This is a genomic window from Marinomonas sp. TW1 (genome assembly GCF_001625355.1).
Lineage (GTDB): Bacteria > Pseudomonadota > Gammaproteobacteria > Pseudomonadales > Marinomonadaceae > Marinomonas.
Genome location: NZ_JSEE01000002.1, coordinates 286,874 through 302,240 on the forward strand (window position 1 = coordinate 286,874; position 15,367 = coordinate 302,240).

Below are 15,367 nucleotides of genomic sequence, written 5' to 3' on the forward strand. Positions count from 1 at the left end.
GCCGACAATGGAAGCCAGCTTCATGGATATCACGCTGTTCGATTTATCAATTTGGGTCTATTTGGCTCTGTTCGCGACAGCCTTTATCGCTGGCGTCATTGACGCCATTGCAGGCGGTGGTGGTTTGATTACCGTCCCTGTATTACTGGCCGCAGGCCTTTCTCCCGCACAAGCGCTTGCGACCAATAAATTACAAGGCTGTGCTGGTACCTTGTCTGCCTCTTACCACTTTGTTAAAAAAGGTCAGGTAGATCTAAAACAAATGTTGCCAGCGATCTTTATGACGGCCATTGGTGCGGTATTAGGCACCTTATTGGTGTCTTACCTTGACAGCCGTCTACTGCTTAAAGCCGTGCCCATTATTTTGATCGCAGTAGCCGTTTTCTTTTTCTTTTTACCCAAAGTACAACCTTACTTAGCCAGCAAGTTTTCCCTAAGCCATCTACAATTTGCTGTCATCATTGGTACCAGCATTGGCTTTTACGACGGTTTAATTGGTCCAGGGACCGGCGCTTTTTTCTCTACGGCTTATCTTTGCCTAATGGGCTTAACCCTGGTGTCAGCAACCGCCCACACCAAAATCCTAAACGCCACCAGCAATGTGTCCTCCTTGCTGGTGTTTACCTTCAGTGGTCATATCATCTGGACGTTGGGCATAGTGATGGGGGTGGGACAATGGCTAGGCGCACAAATAGGCTCACGCCTAGTTATCACAAAAGGCACTAAAATCATTCGCCCTATGGTCATTATTATGTGTTTAGCCATTTCCGTTAAACTGCTTATCGATCAGTGATTTTTAACGCCTCAGGCTTGGTTAACGCGTCATCTGGCGAATAGCGATAACATTCCGCCACCAACCATTTTAGCAACTGCTGAACGGGCTCTCTTTGGTATTGCGCTTCTGGACACGCAAACACATAGGCATGATCTTCATCCAAAACATCATCAAACGGCTTCACTAAACGACCCTGCTGAATATCGTCCATTACTAATGGCGTTCTACCTAGCGCTACGCCTTGTCCAGCAATCGCCGCCTGTACGGCCAAATCGCCACGATTAAAGCTGATACCTCGGGACGGCTTAACGCCTTTTGCATTGGCCAGCTGCAACCAACGCTCCCACTCAGCATAAGGACTGGAAAAGCGCCATTCAGAATCATCATTAAGCAAGGGAACATTGGCTAATTGATTCGCATGCGTTAAACCACGCTGCTTAAGAAAAGCTGGACTGCATACAGGAAACACCTTGTCCTTCATCAACGGCACTAAGTGACTTTTAACATTGTGTACATGACTATGAACGATGGCGACATCAATTCGATCCCGCTGAAAATTCACCTCTCTATCATTCGCTTGAATGCGCAACTGCAAATCTGGATAGGTTTCTTGCAGGCTCCCCAAACGAGGGATCAACCATTTCGTGGCAAAAGAGGGCATCACCGAAACAGACAGAATGTTTGAGCTTTCTGCTTCCTGTAATTCACTGATCAAACTGCTGATGTCATTAAAGCTATGATTCAGCTGAACGGCCAGCCTGGCACCAGCAACCGTCAACTCCAAGCGTCTATGATGACGCGTAAAGAGACTGAACTTCAAACGCTCTTCCAAGTGACGAATTTGCTGACTCACTGCCCCTTGAGTGAGATGCAGCTCTTCTGCCGCCTTAGTAAAGCTCAAATGACGGGCAGCAATTGAGAAGGTATTCAGCCCCGTTAGTGGAATAGACTTCATAGTCGCTTACCCTTAAAAAGAAACACAAAACACACAATAGAACGAAGAGTTTAGCATTAGTATTACTAATGCTAAAACTCAATTTATATCGTTTGTCAGTTCATCTAATTCCACTAAAATAAGCATCCTATCTTTGGATTCTTACAGCAATCTAGAGAATGTGTTAATACAGCCCTAACTGTATGAATCCTAAGGCATGTCCCCACAGTCGTGTCTTAGGCGAATATCACCATTCCCACAGGATGATGCTATTCAAGCTGCTAGTTACTTTTATTTAAGCCGGACCTATGTCCGGCTTTTTTTATGCCTATTCACAACGGATAAAAACAAAAAAAGCGATGGTATTTACCATCGCTTCGTTTATGTCTAATGGTCAATCAATGACACATTATGCGGCTCTGTCTTCCAATAATAGCGCTTTAGAAAACTGACCCAACGCCAACTTTTCCATTAAGCGAACCACTTGGCAGCTGTAGCCATACTCATTGTCGTACCAGACATATAAGGTTGCTTGGTTACCGCGAACCTTAGTAGACAAGGAATCCAAAATACCCGCCTGTTGAGAACCAATGAAATCGGAACTCACGGCATCCGCTTCTTCACTGAAGCCAATTTGACCGGCTAATTCAGCGCTGTTGGACGCGGCTTTTAACAAGGCATTAATTTCGTCTACTGATGTGCCTGCTTTTAGATTTAGACTCAATACAGCAATAGACACATTAATGACGGGAACACGAATTGCACTGCCGCTGAGCTTTCCTTCTAAAGAAGGAATGGCTTTTGATACGGCTTTAGCAGCACCCGTTTCGGTTATCACCATGTTCATACCAGCGGCGCGGCCACGGCGATCACCTTTATGGATGTTATCAATCAAATTCTGGTCATTGGTGTAAGCGTGAACCGTTTCAACGTGGCCAGACTCAATGCCAAACTTGTCTTCTAACACAGACAAGATAGGGGTGATGGCATTAGTCGTACAAGAGGCTGCTGAGACAATCTTATCCTCTGCGGTAAGATCAGAATCGTTCACACCAAATACCACATTCTTCATGGCCTTACCCGGAGCGGTAAGCACTACGCGCTCAATACCAGGACGATTCAAGTGCACACTTAAGCCATCATGATCACGCCAGCGACCTGTATTATCAACCAATAAAGCGTTTTCAATATGGTAAGCCGAGTAATCGACTTCAGCCGGGTCTGATGCGTAAATGATTTTAACCGGGTTACCATTAATCATTAACACTTGGTTGGCTTCATCCGCTTTTACAATACCGTCATAAGCACCATGAACTGAATCGTATTTAAGCAAGCTAGCGCGTTTCGCTAAATCATTTGGTCCAGCATTACGCACAACAATCGCTGCCAGCTTCATGCCTGGCGTCGTATGACCCAGCGCGCACATGCGACGAGCGAGCAAACGACCAATACGACCGAAGCCATACAGCACCACAGGCACTTCCGTACCATCTGAAGGCTGAGCTGCTAACAAAGACGTTAAGTCTGCTTGTGCTAACAAGTCTTCGAGCTCAACACTCGTTTGAACCAGTTCACTTGCATACAATTCTTCTAACACACCATAGACTTGCACTAGATCTAACTCAGGATGTTGATCAAAAGTTGCCATTAACCCTGTTACAGAATCCGCCATTAGGGTGTTACCCGCTAGCTGAACCTTGATGGATTTTTCACGGCCAAGTTTACCAAGAAGCGGAATCATGGATTCTACTTGCGAGAGAGATTGTAACCAAGTGCTTGTCATGTTGTGCTCCCAAATGACGCTGTTGTATCAATATGGGCGCAGTCTACCGCCAGTTTTGAGCAAAAACAAATTGTAAGAAGACTACGAAAAGTCTTTAAAATCCGTAATTTAGAGGGTTATTTTATAGAAATAACGAAATATAAAAGAAGAGTTAGAAACTTTACTACAGAAGCAAAGCATTGAATCGATAATTCAGCAAAACCAACCCATTTTGTTGTAAATAAGCAACGAAAATAGACAGGAAATTTCATCAATTATTTTTACAAATGGCGTTTTCTTTCTGCCAAAATGCCCAATAAACAAAAACACGCCAGTATCAGCGCGGGGCGATATGTCAAATCTACATGCGTGATTCCCCAATACACTAATGGCTGAGTCCACAGCGTCAACAAACCATAACCAAAGGTACACATGAGAATAAAGGCCGCGATGCGCGCAATAAAAATCCACGAAGAGACCAGGCGCTTAAGATAACCATTAATACGGTCACCATAAATCACCAAACAAGTGGCAACCAATGCCAAAGAAACATCCTGCAAATGCGGTTGCAATAGGTGCGCTAAGCGCAGATTGAGATCAAGAATCAACATAGTTAGATTTACTGCTAGGCCATAACTAATTATTACGAGACAAGGACAACGATTCTACATCAATTCGACCTGAGCTCTGAATGACCTTAGGACGTTCATCCAAATACGTGACCGATACATCGACACTGACGTTGTTTAAACTAATCTTGGTATAATCTTTGAGTCGCCATTCCACTTCACCAAGACCATTATCCAGTCGTCCGGAACTTGGTGTACCGTACTTTTTCAACAGCAAATTGCCCAAAGAACGGCGCTGACGGCTGCTTTTCACCACACCAGAAAGTAACGCCTGCACTAAATACCCAGATTCGTTACTCTGTACGGTTAAATCAGTCACACCTAAAATGCCTTCAGGACCAAGACTGTAACTTTGCACACCATCTTGATAAGAGGGGTAGCTTTCTACGCCCATGGATTTTAATTGTTCGCCCAAATCTGACAATTTCAGGTTATTAAATGGCAAACCAAACAACTCTGACTGACCTGATACTTGCGTGGTGCTCACTTGAGTATTCGCCCATAGTGACGGCGACACCAAAACAAATAAGGCTAGGATACAAGAAGTAATCACCCTAGACATGAATCTATCCCTACATACATCGATATTCCACTTTTGCCGCCAAAAACGACCAAACCTGATATATAATACAACATAAATCGCTCCGACAACTCAAGGAGCACAAGCATTTATTTTATTTGAGGTAATACATGGCACTTGTTATTGGCATCACTGGGGTATCTGGCAGTGGAAAAAGTCGACTTTGCTCCCTGCTAGCAGAAGGACAAGATTCAAAGATCACTGTTCTTTGCCAAGACAGCTTTTACAATGGCTGCGGCAGCATAGACCCGGATGTCTACAACTTCGATGATTTGAGCTCATTGGATATAGAAAGCCTAACCTTGGCGATTCACAATTGTAAGAATCGTCAGCAACCGAATGAGATCCCTGTCTACGATCACGCCCAACACAAACGCACAGGCTACCGTAATTTGGAACCGACACACGTAGTCCTAGTTGAAGGTCACATGATGTTTCAGGACCCAGGCATCCGTGATGCTGTGGATTACCTATTGTTTGTGGATACCGACATGGACATCGCCATCGTACGCCGTTTAAAACGAGACATTGCTGAACGTGGCCGAGATGTAAACGAAGTCACCAGCCGCTACATGCGTCATGTTCGTCAAGCCTCCATCAAAACGATTGGCATTCGAGACAAAGCGGACTTTATTATCCCGAATAACAAAAGCTTCACCAATGCGGCCAATTTATTACGCAGCCACATTGACTTCTTACTCAAAGAAAAAGGCGCTGTTTAGCGCCTTTTTCTTTCGTGCAATACCAGGGCTAAGCCTTACTTCTTAATATCATCAAAGAAGCGTTTCACCCCATCAAACCAACTTTTTTGCTTTGGAGAGTGATTCGTACCTTCGCCCATGGTTTCAGACAATTCAGTCAGCAACTCTTTTTGGCGAGCCGTTAGATTCACTGGCGTTTCCACCACAACCTTACAGATCAAGTCTCCTACTGGGCCACCACGTACCGGTTTCACACCCTTGTTACGCAGACGGAACAACTTGCCAGTTTGACACTCTGCCGTGACTTTTAAACGCACACGACCATCTAATGTCGGCACATCAATTTCGCCACCTAAGGCAGCCGTTGTAAAGCTGATCGGCACTTCACAATACAAATTCGCGCCATCACGCTCAAAAATGCTGTGCGGCTTCACCGACACTTGCACAAACAAGTCGCCAGCTGGACCACCATGTGTTCCCGCTTCGCCTTCACCAGAAAGACGAATACGATCCCCCGTGTCCACACCAGCAGGGATTTTCACATTCAGTGTTTTGTATTCTTGCTTACGGCCTTGACCATGACAATCAGTACAAGGATCAGAAATCACCTGACCTTGACCATGACACTCTGGACAAGTTTGCTGTACAGAGAAGAAGCCCTGTGACATACGGACTTGACCAGCACCACCACAGGTTCCACAGGTTTTAGGAGTAGAACCCTTCTTCGCACCAGAACCGTCACAGGTTTCACATTCCACCAAGGTCGGAATGCGAATCTTTTCTTCACAACCCCAAACCGCTTGCTCTAAATCAAGCTCTAGGGTGTAACGTAGATCGGAACCACGACGAGTACGGCTTTGACCACCGCCACCACCGCCACCACCGCCAAAAATATCCCCAAAAACATCACCAAAGATGTCACTAAAACCGCCCGCTCCAGCACCGCCAAAGCCACCAGCTTGACCATTTACGCCTTCATGACCAAAGCGGTCATAAGCCGAGCGCTTCTCTTCAGAAGACAATATTTCGTAGGCTTCCGCCAGTTCCTTGAATTTATCAAGCGCTTCTGGGTTATCTGGATTCTTATCTGGGTGGTACTTATTCGCTAAAGAGCGATAAGCTTTTTTGATCTCTTTCTTATCCGCGTCTTTGGCCACCCCAAGAACGTCGTAATAGTCTCTTTTGCTCATCGCAGGTATTCCTGAATAGTAAAAGTCTGCATGTCTTATTTAAACCGTAACAAGCGCTACAGCTTAAACAGCAAGGCACGGTTGTAAACCGTGCCCGCCATCGCTTGCCTCGCAATGAGGCGGTTTCATCAGAATCAACGATTATTTTTTATCGTCTTTTACTTCTTCAAATTCCGCGTCAACTGCATCGTCTTGCTGAGGTTGTGCTTGTTCAGCACCTTCCGCAGCACCGGCAGCGGCTTCTGCATCAGCGTACATCTTCTGAGCCAATGAACCAGACGCTTGCGTCAAGGCATTGGTTTTCTCTTCGATCTTCTCTTTATCGTTAGACGTTAGCGCCTCTTCCAATTCAGAGATCGCTGTTTCGATCGCCGTTTTCTCTTCTTCAGTCGCTTTATCGCCAGCGTCTGCAAGTGTCTTACGAGTCGCGTGGATCATGCCGTCAGCTGTGTTGCGAACTTGTACAAGCTCTTCAAACTTACGATCTTCTTCAGCATTCGCTTCCGCGTCTTGTACCATTTTTTCGACTTCTTCATCACTTAGACCAGAAGACGCTTTAATCACGATAGACTGCTCTTTGCCTGTCGCTTTGTCTTTCGCAGAAACACTCAAGATACCGTTCGCATCGATGTCGAAACTTACTTCGATTTGTGGCACACCACGTGGTGCTGGCGGAATATCGGCCAAGTCGAAACGACCTAGTGATTTGTTCTGCGCCGCTTGCTTACGCTCACCCTGCAATGCATGGATGGTTACCGCATTTTGGTTGTCTTCTGCTGTTGAGAAAGTTTGTGATTTCTTCGTCGGGATCGTCGTGTTCTTCTCGATCAAAGCCGTCATCACGCCACCCATTGTCTCGATACCTAGAGACAGAGGCGTCACGTCTAGCAATAGAACGTCTTTCACATCACCAGCCAATACCGCACCTTGGATAGACGCACCAATCGCAACCGCTTCGTCTGGGTTCACATCTTTACGAGGCTCTTTGCCGAAGAATTCCGTTACTTTAGATTGAACCAAAGGCATACGAGTCTGACCACCTACCAAGATGACTTCGTCGATGTCAGAAGCAGATAGATCGGCATCTTTCAATGCTTGACGGCAAGGCTCTAGAGATTTAACCACCAACTCTTCAACCAAAGCTTCTAACTTAGAACGCGTCAATTTCACGTTCAAGTGCTTAGGACCAGTCGCATCCGCTGTAATGTATGGCAAGTTCACTTCTGTTTGAGAAGAAGAAGACAACTCAACTTTGGCTTTCTCACCCGCTTCTTTTAGACGCTGTAGTGCTAATGGATCGTTGTGTAGATCGATACCAGTGTCTTTCTTAAACTCAGCCGCCAAGAATTCGATCACACGCATGTCGAAGTCTTCACCACCTAGGAAAGTGTCACCATTCGTCGACAATACTTCAAACTGTTTCTCACCATCGACATCTGCGATTTCGATGATAGAGATATCGAATGTACCACCACCAAGGTCATATACCGCGATAGTAGAATCGCCTGAGTTCTTATCTAGGCCGTATGCCAAAGCCGCAGCCGTTGGCTCGTTGATAATACGCTTAACATCTAGACCGGCAATTTTACCCGCGTCTTTTGTTGCTTGACGCTGAGAATCGTTGAAGTAAGCAGGGACGGTAATAACCGCTTCTGTTACGCTTTCACCTAGGTAATCTTCTGCTGTCTTTTTCATTTTCTTCAAGACTTCTGCAGATACTTGAGGTGGCGCTTTCTTATCGCCTTTGATTTCGACCCAAGCATCACCATTTTCTGCAGAGATGATTTTGTACGGCACCATAGAGATGTCTTTCTGTACTACGTCATCTTGGAAACGACGACCGATCAAACGTTTTACCGCAAACAAGGTGTTAGTTGGGTTTGTCACGGCCTGACGTTTTGCAGATTGACCAACCAGTACTTCACCGTCTTCAGCAAAAGCAACAATCGAAGGTGTTGTACGATCGCCTTCCGCATTTTCAATTACACGCGCTTTTTCACCATCAAGAACAGCAACACAAGAGTTTGTTGTCCCTAAGTCGATACCAATGATTTTACCCATCGTTTGTCTCTCCAATAAATTCGTTTATAACAAGGTTACTTCTGTATTTGGGTACGCTTAAACACTTTTCAAGCGTCCAGTGTCAAAAAAATGACGGTCATATTATGCGGCGCTTGAAACCACGACCATTGCGGGTCTCAACAGACGGCCATGTAAGGTATAACCCTTCTGAACGACGTCCATAACCGTGTTAGGTTCTAGCTCGGGGTTTGGCACCATGGTCATCGCTTGATGCAGCTCTGGGTTGAAGGGTTCGCCATGTGGATCAACGACTTTCACTTCAAAACGCGCTAGGGTTTCAAGCAAATCTTTTAAAGTAAGCTCAACGCCTTCACGAACCGGATCCGCTTCGCCCGTATCGGCCGCAGAAGTAAGAGCACGTTCTAGATTATCCGCTACGTTAACGATGGCTTTGGCAAATTTCTCTAAACCAAACTTATGCGCTTTTTCAACGTCTTGTTCCGCACGGCGACGAACGTTTTGCGCGTCCGCTTGGGCACGAAGAGCCACTTCTTTATACTGGGCTACTTCTTCCAACGCTTTCGCAAGTTCGTCGTTTTCAGCTTCCGCTTCTAACAGCTCAGCTTCTGGCTCTAATAGCTCTTCCACTGCTTCGTTTTTTGCTTCACTGTTCAAATCTTGCTCCGCCTCTTGATTAGGATTTTTTTGCTGATCACTCATTGTTTAACTCCAAATAACAGAAACTATTCTTTCTCTGTGGTGGGTATATGGGGACGGCTTTTTACCTTTCAACACTAAGACCGCATTAAATTTAAGGGAATTAATTCCACATCTGCTACTTGTCAAAAAACAACCAAATACTGTATAAATAACCATATAAATATTTTCTCTTTGTGGAGCCAACTATGCTAACCAGCATCGCAATATCCAACTTTGCTATTGTGGAGTCCTTGGAGCTTGAGTTTAAACAAGGTATGACCGTCATTTCTGGTGAAACCGGCGCAGGCAAATCCATCATGGTGGATGCCTTATCTCTGTGCTTAGGAGACAGAACCGATGCCAGTGTCGTTCGCCACGGAGAGAAAAAAGCTGACATTTCCGCCAGTTTTGACATTCAAGACTACCCTCATGTTCATCAATGGCTGGAAGAAAGAGATCTGGAACAAGAGCAACACTGCATACTGCGCCGCGTCATTAGCAAAGAAGGCCGTTCCAAAGCCTACATCAATGGTCGCCCTTGCACCTTAAGCGACCTCAAAGAAGTGGGTGGCCAGTTAGTCGACATACATGGCCAACACGAACATCAGTCGCTCCTAAAGAAACACGCCCAACGTCAACAACTCGATGAATATGGCCAGCTGACTGAACTGAGCAAGCAAGTTCATCAGCAATACCAAGTATGGCGTCAATTAAAAGACGAACTGTTTGCCAAACAGAACCAGTCCGCCGAACAAGACGCGAAGATTCAGCTGCTGTCGTATCAAGCGCAAGAATTAGAACAACTGGATTTAAAAACAGGGGAAATCGAGTCTTTAGAGCAAGAACAAACTTTTCTCTCAAACATTGCGGATTCTCAAGTCAAAGCGTACCAAGCCAGTAATTTATTGGCAGACAACGAAGAAGGCAGCATCTGCTCTTTACTCAACCAAGCCATCCACAGTGCCAGCCAAATCAATCCGCCGACACAAGAATTAGAAAGCGCATTAGAAATGATGAATGCCGCCCTCATTCAAGCGCAGGAAGCGACGGATAGCCTTCGACATTACCAAGACACACTTGAACAAGACCCTGAGCGCTTAACCAGTGTTGAAAATCGCTTATCTGATATTTATGACACGGCGCGCCGTCATAAATGCTTACCCGAAACCCTCATCTCATTACGAGAATCGGTTGAAGGAGAATTGTCTAAACTGCAAGGCGGAGAAGAAAGCTTAGAAGCGCTCAAAGAAAAAGAAGAATCAGCCTACGAAAAGCTCACCGCTTTAGCAACTAACCTCACAGAACAACGCATTAGCACTAAAGACGAATTGGCGAAAAAAGTAGAAGAACAAATTCACGGTTTAGGCATGCCTCATGCCCGTTTCTATATTCAATGCCAACCACTTAACCAAGTCAGCGCCAACGGCTTTGAAGACATTGAATACATGATTGCCTCCAACCCTGGGCAACCCGCTCAGCCTCTTCGTAAAGTGGCCTCTGGCGGTGAACTGTCACGAATCAGTCTGGGCATTCAAGTGGTCACCGCCCACACCTCAACCATACCGACTTTAGTATTTGACGAAGTCGATGTGGGCATCAGTGGTGGCATTGCCGAAGTCGTTGGGCGCATGCTGCGCTCCGTTGGTCAACGCGGCCAAGTGTTCAGCGTGACACACTTAGCGCAAGTGGCTGCACAAGGGCATCAACATTTACAGGTGAGCAAAAAAGTCATTAATGAAGCCACGTCATCCGAGGTCAAAGTGCTGAAAGAGCAAGACCGAACGCAAGAAATCGCGCGTTTGCTTGGTGGTCTTGAATTAACGGAACAAACCCTTGCTCACGCTCGAGAAATGCTCAGCAACGTGCAGCTGCAGTAATATTTTTAATAAGAACCTCAAAGCAGCCAGTAGTTTCTAACCACCAGACAGTAAAAAGGGCTTAAACCCTAAAAGTTTAAGCCCTTCCTTTGCTCACAAAGGAAGCCACCGTTAAGAGGCACCCTTCGCTATTGCTCTGTGGTTATTTTTTCTTTGGACGCACGTACATAATCAAACTGTGGTCTTCAATATCATAACCGTGTTCTTCGGCGATTTCATGCTGACGTTTTTCAATCACTGGGTCAACAAATTCAATCACTTTACCTGTTTCTAAACAGATCATATGATCATGGTGATCGCCTTTTTCCAACTCAAATACCGCTGTGCCAGCCTCAAAGTGATGGCGCTGAACCAAACCAGCTGTTTCAAACTGAGTCAGAACGCGATATACCGTGGCCAAGCCAACGTCTTCGCCTTGATCAAGCAAGGTACGGTAGACATCATCTGCACTTAGATGGTGGTCACCTGCTTTCTCAAGAATTTGTAAAATTTTCACTCGTGGCAAGGTTACCTTGAGTCCCGCTTTCTTTAGCTCTTGATTTTCGCTAGTCATGAGTCATTCTCTATTCGATCTTATTGATAATTACTTTATCATTAGCATACCAAAGTAAGGATAATACAAATGAAAAAATCAGTTTTAATTTTATGTGCCGCACTTTCTTTAGGTGCATGCAGTTTATTTCCACCACCTTACAAGGTTCCAGTAACGCAAGGAAACCTTGTAACACAGGATCAGCTTTCACAGCTTAAAATTGGTATGTCCGAGTCTCAAGTTACTTATCTTCTCGGTAAGCCAATGATTCAAGATACATTCAAACCAGACGAGTGGCACTATGTATACACCTCTCAATATGCTACTTCAGAGACAAAACAAAGCGAAGTAACCGATCTGGTCCTTACTTTCGACAATGGCACGCTAACCAACATTCAAAATCATTAAGACTTTGTGCTTTTTGCTGCTCGGTTGGCCCTAGCTTGTTTAGGGTCAACTTTCAGCTCACGATACAACTCGACTCGCTCACCTTCTTTTAGTACTTGTTGGTCAGCATTGCGTACTGCTTTGCCAAAAATACCGACTTTCACGTTTTCCACGTCTAACTCAGGAAAAAATACATCAATGTTGGAGCGACGTACAGCGTCACGCACAGTACAACTTTCTTCCACTTCCAATGACACAATTTTCTGCTTTTCAGGCAAAGCGTAAGCCACTTCCACTCTCATACTATTCACCATACACGACTTTTGCGCGCTTACTGAAAGAATCTACCATGGTATTCGCGATCTGACTAAACACACCGCCAAAAGCAAACTTCAGCATACCACTTAATTCGAAGTCGATACTCAAAGCGATTTTACAACTTGTTGACGACAATTCAGTAAAGGTCCATACACCATGAAGACGTTTAAAAGGGCCTTCTACTAAGGTCATCTCAATACGCTGATTCAACGCTAAAAAATTCTTCGTCGTAAACGTCTGTTTTACTGGGCCTTTACCCACTTCCAAGGAAGCCACTATTTCCGTTGGGGTTTGTGAAATCAATTTAGCCCCTAAGCAACCAGGTAAAAACTCAGGATAAGCATTAATGTCATTCACCAAATCATACATTTGCTCACAACTAAAATTAACATGAGCAAAACGTTCTATACGACTCAAACTAAACTCCTATCCAACCCGCCACAGTTATGACCATCATGGCAGGAATACTGATGTATTTTAACGTACCGTACCACCATTCAAAATGGCTAATCTGCTTGGTGATCATCTCATTCTGCAACATAGTACGCGGAATAAACCAAGCCACCAGAATAGACAGCAGAATGGCGACGATTGGCAACAAAATCAAGGACGTTAGCTCATCTAACAATTCAAAGAAATTCAGATTAAACAAGACCTTACTGTCCCAATGATTAAATGACAGCAACACCGCAATGCCAATAAACCATACCGCAATCCCCATCAGCAATGCGGCTTTTAAACGAGCAATGTAAAATTTCTCATGCAACCAAGCGACAAACAGCTCCAACATGGAGATGGCCGACGTTAATGCCGCAATTACCAGCAGAGCAAAGAACACACCGGCAAAAAACTGACCACCAGGCAAGCCGCCAAAAATAATCGGTAAAGAGACAAAGGTCAGACTGGGTCCGGCTTCCACATCAATTTGGAAAGAAAAGACCAAAGGAAAGATCAACAAGCCAGCAAGGAGCGCCACTAATAGGTCAACCCCAACCACAATGCTACAGGCACGAGTAATCGACATACGCTTGCTCATGTAAGCACCGTAGGCAAACATCGCCCCCATGCCCACACTCAAACTAAACAAGGCCATACCCACGGCCGCCAACACCACGTCAAAGGTAATGTCTTGCCATGACCAACCAAACATAAACTCTAAGGTTTTAGACATGTCCCCGACTGTCATCGAGTAAGCCGACAACCCTAACAAACTGATCACCAACGCGGGCAATAAAATTCGCACTAAGGCCGACAACCCTCGCGTCACGGATTGCCCAACCGTCAACACCACCAGCGCCATAAAGACAGAATGCCAAAGCAGCATTTCACTTGGATTCGCTAACAAACCTCTAAACATAGCGACCGCGCCAGCTTGAGTAATCTGCTGAAAATCCCCCGAGACCGCTCGTTCTAGGTAGCCAATTGACCAGCCAGCAATCACACTATAAAAGGTCAATATCAGAAAGCCAGTAATGCCAGCTAACCAAGGCACAATCACCCAAGCCTTATGGACAATACGACGCTCACTCAAATCGTTTACTGTGTCTACTGGGTTAGAACGAACCGTACGACCAAGTGCCACTTCCGCCACCAGCACAGGCAACCCCACCAGCAACAAGCATAAGCAATAGACTAATAAGAAGGCACCACCGCCGTTTTGTCCGAGCACATAAGGGAATTTCCATATGTTCCCTAAGCCAACCGCCGACCCACTGGCCGCAAAAATAAATATCCACGGACTTGACCAAATACCTTGTAAACATCGACTTTCAGGCATAAATTTAGGCTCTAAGAAAACAACAAAGTGAGAATGAGAAGAGACCACCTTAGAAGGAATAATGACTCTACTCAAATAAATTTAGTAAACAGATGTGAATTTTCCATCATTCAGGCGCATACCTCAAGAAAAGCATAGGTTTTTGCCTCTATCGACCGTATAATTTTTCCCTATGAGCAAAGTAAAGAAAAAATCCAACAGTACTGGCACCATTGCCCTTAATAAACGCGCCAAGTTCGACTACTTCGTAGATCAAAAATTTGAAGCTGGCCTGGCCTTGTCTGGCTGGGAAGTCAAAAGTTTACGCGAAGGCAAAGCGCAACTTGTCGATTCCTTCGTCATCATTCACCAGAATGAAGCTTGGTTAGTCGGCGCACGCATTACCCCATTATTGAGTGCTTCTACTCACGTCGTATGCGAACCGTTGCGCCAACGCAAACTCTTGCTGAACCGCAAAGAAATTGATCGCATCATTCAAGTGACAGAGCAAAAAGGTAAAACGTGTGCTGCCATGGCACTTTACTGGAAAGGCAACAAAATCAAATGTGAAGTGGCCTTAGTAACCGGTAAAAAAGACCATGACAAACGAGACACAGAACGTAATCGCGACTGGTCTCGTGATAAAGAAAGATTGATGAAGCATAAAATATAAAGTGTGGAATCATTGTGTCTGACTAGCGTAACCGCATAGGATTCGTTAGAATGGCCGCAACTTCGGGGATGACATGGTTTCGACGCCGGTTACAAAACCTGAGGTGCATGTCGAGAGTGATACGTGATCTCGTAAATCCACATGTATCAATTATATAGTCGCAAACGACGAAAACTACGCTCTAGCAGCTTAATAACCTGCTAGTGTGCTGCCCCCAGGTTGCTTGTAGCCCGGGATTCCGCAGTATCATAAATTACGAGATGCTATCCGATGCCCTGCCTGGGGATAAGGATCTAAGACTAATCAGGCTCGCCGACTATACCCTGTCCTTCGGGCGGTAGTTGGTCAAAAAATAGAAGTGACTAAGCATGTAGAGCCAATGGCAGAGGACTGACGGACGGGGGTTCGACTCCCCCCATCTCCACCAAATGCTAAGAGCGGGAAGATTCCTATAGTTTTCAAAGACTTATGAACTTCCCGCTTTTTTATTTCCCCCACGCTTTTCCCCCACATTTTTCCCCTTCTTGCTTAG

At 45.3% G+C, this 15,367-nt stretch carries 16 protein-coding genes and 1 other RNA gene; 6 read left to right on the forward strand and 11 right to left on the reverse strand.

Going from position 1 to position 15,367, the window contains the following annotated elements:
* Positions 1-22: 22 nt before the first annotated feature.
* Positions 23-793, forward strand: a complete 771-nt coding sequence (locus tag OA79_RS02965; protein WP_063331718.1) for a TSUP family transporter — start codon at positions 23-25, stop codon at positions 791-793.
* Here the strand turns inward: OA79_RS02965 and gcvA are convergent.
* The 4 genes from gcvA to OA79_RS02985 form a co-directional block, all read right to left on the reverse strand.
* The gene (gcvA, locus tag OA79_RS02970; protein WP_063331719.1) at positions 780-1,730 is read right to left on the reverse strand and encodes a transcriptional regulator GcvA; all 951 of its coding nucleotides are present in this window, start codon (positions 1,728-1,730) and stop codon (positions 780-782) included. The genes OA79_RS02965 and gcvA overlap by 14 nt on opposite strands.
* A gap of 388 nt (positions 1,731-2,118) precedes the next feature.
* Positions 2,119-3,492 (reverse strand): glyceraldehyde-3-phosphate dehydrogenase, encoded by a 1,374-nt coding sequence (locus tag OA79_RS02975; RefSeq protein WP_063331720.1) that lies wholly within the window; start codon positions 3,490-3,492, stop codon positions 2,119-2,121.
* 260 nt (positions 3,493-3,752) lie between these two features.
* On the reverse strand, positions 3,753-4,082 hold the full coding sequence (locus tag OA79_RS02980; RefSeq protein ID WP_082825353.1) for a DUF3392 domain-containing protein: 330 nt from the start codon (positions 4,080-4,082) through the stop codon (positions 3,753-3,755).
* Positions 4,083-4,107: 25 nt separating this feature from the next.
* Entirely contained in the window at positions 4,108-4,662 is a 555-nt protein-coding gene (locus OA79_RS02985) for a hypothetical protein (protein WP_063331721.1), read from the reverse strand.
* Positions 4,663-4,790: 128 nt separating this feature from the next.
* On the opposite strand from OA79_RS02985, the gene OA79_RS02990 reads away from it, so the two are divergent.
* The gene (locus tag OA79_RS02990) at positions 4,791-5,402 is read left to right on the forward strand and encodes a uridine kinase family protein (protein WP_063331722.1); all 612 of its coding nucleotides are present in this window, start codon (positions 4,791-4,793) and stop codon (positions 5,400-5,402) included.
* 35 nt (positions 5,403-5,437) lie between these two features.
* On the opposite strand, the gene dnaJ is transcribed toward OA79_RS02990, so the two are convergent.
* The 3 genes from dnaJ to grpE form a co-directional block, all read right to left on the reverse strand.
* Positions 5,438-6,571 (reverse strand): molecular chaperone DnaJ, encoded by a 1,134-nt coding sequence (gene dnaJ, locus OA79_RS02995; protein ID WP_063331723.1) that lies wholly within the window; start codon positions 6,569-6,571, stop codon positions 5,438-5,440.
* Positions 6,572-6,712: 141 nt separating this feature from the next.
* Positions 6,713-8,632, reverse strand: a complete 1,920-nt coding sequence (gene dnaK / locus OA79_RS03000) for a molecular chaperone DnaK (protein ID WP_063331724.1) — start codon at positions 8,630-8,632, stop codon at positions 6,713-6,715.
* A 102-nt stretch (positions 8,633-8,734) separates the two neighbouring features.
* Positions 8,735-9,313: a nucleotide exchange factor GrpE gene (gene grpE, locus OA79_RS03005; RefSeq protein ID WP_063331725.1), complete on the reverse strand. Its 579-nt coding sequence runs from the start codon at positions 9,311-9,313 to the stop codon at positions 8,735-8,737.
* A 185-nt stretch (positions 9,314-9,498) separates the two neighbouring features.
* Between grpE and recN the strand changes: the two genes are divergently transcribed.
* Complete coding sequence (gene recN, locus OA79_RS03010) at positions 9,499-11,169, forward strand: DNA repair protein RecN (RefSeq protein WP_063331726.1); 1,671 nt, start codon at positions 9,499-9,501, stop codon at positions 11,167-11,169.
* Between the two features lie 142 nt (positions 11,170-11,311).
* On the opposite strand, the gene fur is transcribed toward recN, so the two are convergent.
* Positions 11,312-11,722 (reverse strand): ferric iron uptake transcriptional regulator, encoded by a 411-nt coding sequence (gene fur, locus OA79_RS03015; RefSeq protein WP_063331727.1) that lies wholly within the window; start codon positions 11,720-11,722, stop codon positions 11,312-11,314.
* A gap of 69 nt (positions 11,723-11,791) precedes the next feature.
* On the opposite strand from fur, the gene OA79_RS03020 reads away from it, so the two are divergent.
* Complete coding sequence (locus tag OA79_RS03020; protein ID WP_063331728.1) at positions 11,792-12,109, forward strand: outer membrane protein assembly factor BamE; 318 nt, start codon at positions 11,792-11,794, stop codon at positions 12,107-12,109.
* Here OA79_RS03020 and OA79_RS03025 read toward each other — a convergent pair.
* Genes OA79_RS03025 through OA79_RS03035 form a run of 3 tightly spaced genes read right to left on the reverse strand, consistent with a single transcriptional unit; the run spans position 12,106 to position 14,183 of the window.
* Positions 12,106-12,390, reverse strand: a complete 285-nt coding sequence (locus OA79_RS03025; RefSeq protein ID WP_231908783.1) for an RnfH family protein — start codon at positions 12,388-12,390, stop codon at positions 12,106-12,108. The genes OA79_RS03020 and OA79_RS03025 overlap by 4 nt on opposite strands.
* A gap of 1 nt (position 12,391) precedes the next feature.
* Positions 12,392-12,823, reverse strand: a complete 432-nt coding sequence (locus tag OA79_RS03030; RefSeq protein ID WP_063331730.1) for a type II toxin-antitoxin system RatA family toxin — start codon at positions 12,821-12,823, stop codon at positions 12,392-12,394.
* A gap of 1 nt (position 12,824) precedes the next feature.
* A complete protein-coding gene (locus OA79_RS03035) occupies positions 12,825-14,183 on the reverse strand; it encodes a sodium-dependent transporter (RefSeq protein WP_063331731.1) in 1,359 nt (452 codons plus the stop codon).
* Positions 14,184-14,355: 172 nt separating this feature from the next.
* On the opposite strand from OA79_RS03035, the gene smpB reads away from it, so the two are divergent.
* A complete protein-coding gene (gene smpB / locus OA79_RS03040; RefSeq protein WP_063331732.1) occupies positions 14,356-14,835 on the forward strand; it encodes an SsrA-binding protein SmpB in 480 nt (159 codons plus the stop codon).
* A 64-nt stretch (positions 14,836-14,899) separates the two neighbouring features.
* Positions 14,900-15,262, forward strand: a transfer-messenger RNA (tmRNA) gene (gene ssrA, locus OA79_RS03045).
* Positions 15,263-15,367: the final 105 nt, after the last annotated feature.

Bases quoted from the DNA above. Each gene is read 5' to 3' on its own strand.
- OA79_RS03025 (WP_231908783.1), bottom strand. From the start codon at position 12,390: ATGAGAGTGGAAGTGGCTTACGCTTTGCCTGAAAAGCAGAAAATTGTG.
- smpB (WP_063331732.1), top strand. From the start codon at position 14,356: ATGAGCAAAGTAAAGAAAAAATCCAACAGTACTGGCACCATTGCCCTT.
- OA79_RS02990 (WP_063331722.1), top strand. From the start codon at position 4,791: ATGGCACTTGTTATTGGCATCACTGGGGTATCTGGCAGTGGAAAAAGT.
- OA79_RS03020 (WP_063331728.1), top strand. From the start codon at position 11,792: ATGAAAAAATCAGTTTTAATTTTATGTGCCGCACTTTCTTTAGGTGCA.
- OA79_RS02965 (WP_063331718.1), top strand. From the start codon at position 23: ATGGATATCACGCTGTTCGATTTATCAATTTGGGTCTATTTGGCTCTG.
- OA79_RS02980 (WP_082825353.1), bottom strand. From the start codon at position 4,082: ATGTTGATTCTTGATCTCAATCTGCGCTTAGCGCACCTATTGCAACCG.
- dnaJ (WP_063331723.1), bottom strand. From the start codon at position 6,571: ATGAGCAAAAGAGACTATTACGACGTTCTTGGGGTGGCCAAAGACGCG.
- OA79_RS03035 (WP_063331731.1), bottom strand. From the start codon at position 14,183: ATGCCTGAAAGTCGATGTTTACAAGGTATTTGGTCAAGTCCGTGGATA.
- gcvA (WP_063331719.1), bottom strand. From the start codon at position 1,730: ATGAAGTCTATTCCACTAACGGGGCTGAATACCTTCTCAATTGCTGCC.
- dnaK (WP_063331724.1), bottom strand. From the start codon at position 8,632: ATGGGTAAAATCATTGGTATCGACTTAGGGACAACAAACTCTTGTGTT.
- OA79_RS02975 (WP_063331720.1), bottom strand. From the start codon at position 3,492: ATGACAAGCACTTGGTTACAATCTCTCTCGCAAGTAGAATCCATGATT.
- grpE (WP_063331725.1), bottom strand. From the start codon at position 9,313: ATGAGTGATCAGCAAAAAAATCCTAATCAAGAGGCGGAGCAAGATTTG.
- OA79_RS02985 (WP_063331721.1), bottom strand. From the start codon at position 4,662: ATGTCTAGGGTGATTACTTCTTGTATCCTAGCCTTATTTGTTTTGGTG.
- recN (WP_063331726.1), top strand. From the start codon at position 9,499: ATGCTAACCAGCATCGCAATATCCAACTTTGCTATTGTGGAGTCCTTG.
- fur (WP_063331727.1), bottom strand. From the start codon at position 11,722: ATGACTAGCGAAAATCAAGAGCTAAAGAAAGCGGGACTCAAGGTAACC.